Annotated in this window: 4 protein-coding genes; all 4 read left to right on the forward strand. The window is 60.4% G+C overall.

Annotated elements, in window-relative coordinates:
- Positions 1-202, forward strand: a 202-nt coding sequence (locus EN893_RS26230) for an ROK family protein (protein ID WP_128361889.1), incomplete at its 5' end; no start/stop codon positions are given.
- Positions 203-281: 79 nt separating this feature from the next.
- On the forward strand, positions 282-1,577 hold the full coding sequence (locus EN893_RS26235) for a sugar ABC transporter substrate-binding protein (RefSeq protein WP_245490910.1): 1,296 nt from the start codon (positions 282-284) through the stop codon (positions 1,575-1,577).
- A 56-nt stretch (positions 1,578-1,633) separates the two neighbouring features.
- Positions 1,634-2,500, forward strand: a complete 867-nt coding sequence (locus EN893_RS26240; protein ID WP_127267078.1) for a sugar ABC transporter permease — start codon at positions 1,634-1,636, stop codon at positions 2,498-2,500.
- Positions 2,501-2,502: 2 nt separating this feature from the next.
- The coding region (locus EN893_RS26245; RefSeq protein ID WP_164901111.1) for a carbohydrate ABC transporter permease at positions 2,503-3,082 on the forward strand (580 nt) is incomplete at its 3' end.

Raw genomic sequence — 3,082 nt, forward strand, 5'->3', positions numbered from 1 at the left:
GTGCCGGGACATTCAGATGATGTTCGATCCGAAATCGATCGTCATCGGTGGCAGCATCGGTCTTGCAGAAGGCTATCTCGACCGGGTGCGCGCACATCTGAGCGAGGTCCCGCCGCGCCTTTCCCCCGATCTCGTGGCGGCGAAGCTCGGAGGCCACGCCGGCGTCATCGGTGTTGCCGATCTCGCCGAATGGGCAAGGTAACGGCGCCCGGTCATGCCATGCAAAAATCATCAAAAAGAAGGGAACGATCATGAAATTGAGCAGGACATCTTTTGCGCTTATGGCCACCCTCCTTGCGGGGACGGCTTTGCCGACCTTTGCCAACGCAACCGTGACCGTGCTCGGCTGGCCTGGCGGCTCCGAGGAAACCGCACTGCGGGCAACCGTGGAAACCTACAACAAGCAGGCCAGCGATGCCGACAAGGTGGAGCTGCTGTTCTTCAACCGGGAAGGCTTTTACGACAAGCTGCAGGCTGACATGGCGGCCGGATCCAGTGCCTTCGACGTGAACCTCGTCGCCACCTACTCGCTCGGTCGCTACGCGCCCTATATGGAGCCGGTCGATCTTGGCGCGGACGCGGCCAAGGTTTTCGGCGAATCCGTTCTCAAGACGATGCAGTTCGACGGCAAGCAATACGGCGTGCCGACAGACCTTTCGTTGCACTTCATGTACTACCGCAAGGATCTCATCGACGCCTTGATCGGGGATGACGCCGCCAAGAAGACCTATGGTGAAATCGCCCAGAAATATCTCGGCAAGCCGCTGCAGCCGAAAGACCCGGACAGCTGGACCTGGGACGACTGGGCGGCCACCGCCCTCTATTTCACCAAGCAGGTGAACCCCGACAGCCCGGTGCGTTATGGCACGGTCCTGCAGATGAAGAACCTGCTGTTCAACATGATGGTCTTCCAGTCCCTGCCGCGCTCCTACGGCGGCGACTGGATGGACAAGAACGGCAATGTCACGGTGGATTCCGATGCCTACAAGACCGCCCTCGAGCTCTACAAGAAACTCTATGATGCTGGGTCTTCGCCCAAGGATTCGCTGAGCTACGAATATGCGGAAACCAACGCGGCCTTCGCATCCGGCCAGGCCGCGACGGCGCTGCAGTGGAATGCCGCGGCGGCGGATCTGACCAGCACCGAAAAATCCCCGGCCGTCGCCGAGGTGACCGGGATCGTCGCACCACCGGCAGGTCCCGACGGACGCGCCGATCATATCCGCGGCCTTGGTTTGGGCCTTAACAAGAACGCCAAGAACAAAGAAGGCGCCGTCAAGTTCCTGAAGTGGCTCGCCACCGAGGATGCGGCCTTGCTCTATGCGCGCAGCGGCGGTTCGCCGGCATTGTCTCCCGATGTCGTGGCCAAGGTTGCGAAGGAACGTCCCGACCTCGTCAAGCTCGGCGAATTCGCCAGCAAGTACGGCTATGTCATGACCGGAGCGACGTCCGCGAGTGCGCTCCCGGTCTATGAGCTGCAGGCAAAGGAGTTCACCGGCTACTGGTCCGGCCAGCAGAGCCTCGAGGATGCGCTCGCCCACACCAAGGCGGGCATGCAGGTCCTTCTCAAGAAATGAACCATTTGCCGGACGCCGGGTCGAGGCTCGGTGTCCGGCGCGTTTGGCGGATCGACATGGCCCTTGTGACACGTGCCGAAGGCAGGATGTATCTGACGCCGCTGGTCGGCTTCCTGCTGCTATTCCTCGGCTTTCCGGCGATCGTCAATCTGATCTATTCCGTTTCGACCGTCACATTCGAGACGCTGCGCAGTCCGGTGTTGAGCGGTTTCGCCAACTATGTCGCGGTGTTGAACGACCGCGAATTCTGGAGCTCGGCCTGGTTCTCTCTGCGCTTCGGTATTCTTACCGCATCAGCGGAATGTCTGATCGGCCTTTTCCTTGCCATCTTCCTGGCGCCGCTTCTGAGCAAGCGACCAGTCCTGATGGCGCCGTTGATGCTGCCGCTTATGGTCGCGCCGGCCATGGTCGGTCTCATGTACCGGCTGGTGCTGCATGAATTCGCGGGCCCCGTCCCCTACTATCTCTTCGAATGGTTTGGCGACAGCCCGGCCTTCCTCGACATCAACAATGCCTTCCGCACCCTTGTCGTCGTGGAGACGCTGCAATGGACGCCTTTCGCCTTCCTGCTCTTCTACATGGCCTATTCGGCCATACCGCTCGACGTGCGCGAAGCCTCCTCGCTCGATGGCGCATCACCGTTTGAGATCGTTCGGTGGATCGACCTGCCGTTGATGAAGCCGACGCTGGTCATCGCGTTTTTCATCCGTTTCATCGACGGTTTCCGGGTGTTCGACAATGTCTATGCGCTGACCGGCAGTGGCGCTGGCGGTTCAACGACGTCCTTGTCGATCTACATCTATCAGGCCTTCTTCAAGGAAGGGGCTATCGGCAAGGCGGTCGCCGCTTCGGTTATCCTGTTCCTGGCGTCGTTCATCGTTCTCCACGGCCTTAACCGGCTTGCCGGCCGCAGGAAGCGTTGACGATGGTCAGGGCACTGCGCTGGATCGTTTTTGCCATCGCCGTGCTGGCGATGAATTTCCCCATTATCGTGACGCTGATCACATCGCTCAAAAGCCAGCGCGAGCTTTCGACGAACCCCGGTTTGTGGATCAGCCAACCGACGCTCGACAACTATCTGGAGGTTCTGACGCAGACCAGCCGCTTCAACATCTATGCCTACCTGCTGAACAGCACCGTGGCGGCGCTGATCGGAACCGGCCTTGCGATCGTGCTCGCGTTCCCGGCTGCCTATGCGATCGCGCGTAGCGAGGCGGGAAAGCGCTTGGTCCTGCCGATCGTCATCAACCTTCGCGCCGTACCGCTGATCATCTTCGCGATCCCGCTTTACATGATGTATCAGTGGCTGGGCCTGCTCGATACGCAGATCGGGCTCGGGCTCATCCTGACCATCGTCAACGCGCCTCTTGCGCTCGTCATCCTGGTGAACGCGATTTCAGATGTCCCGGTCGAACTCGACGAGGCGGCGAAAGTCGATGGCGCAAGTTCCTTGCAGGTGATGATGATGATCGTCCGGCCCGTCATCCGACCGGCGCTCGTCGCAA

Origin of the sequence: Mesorhizobium sp. M7A.F.Ca.CA.004.04.2.1, assembly GCF_004022825.1 — a bacterium.
Lineage (GTDB): Bacteria > Pseudomonadota > Alphaproteobacteria > Rhizobiales > Rhizobiaceae > Mesorhizobium.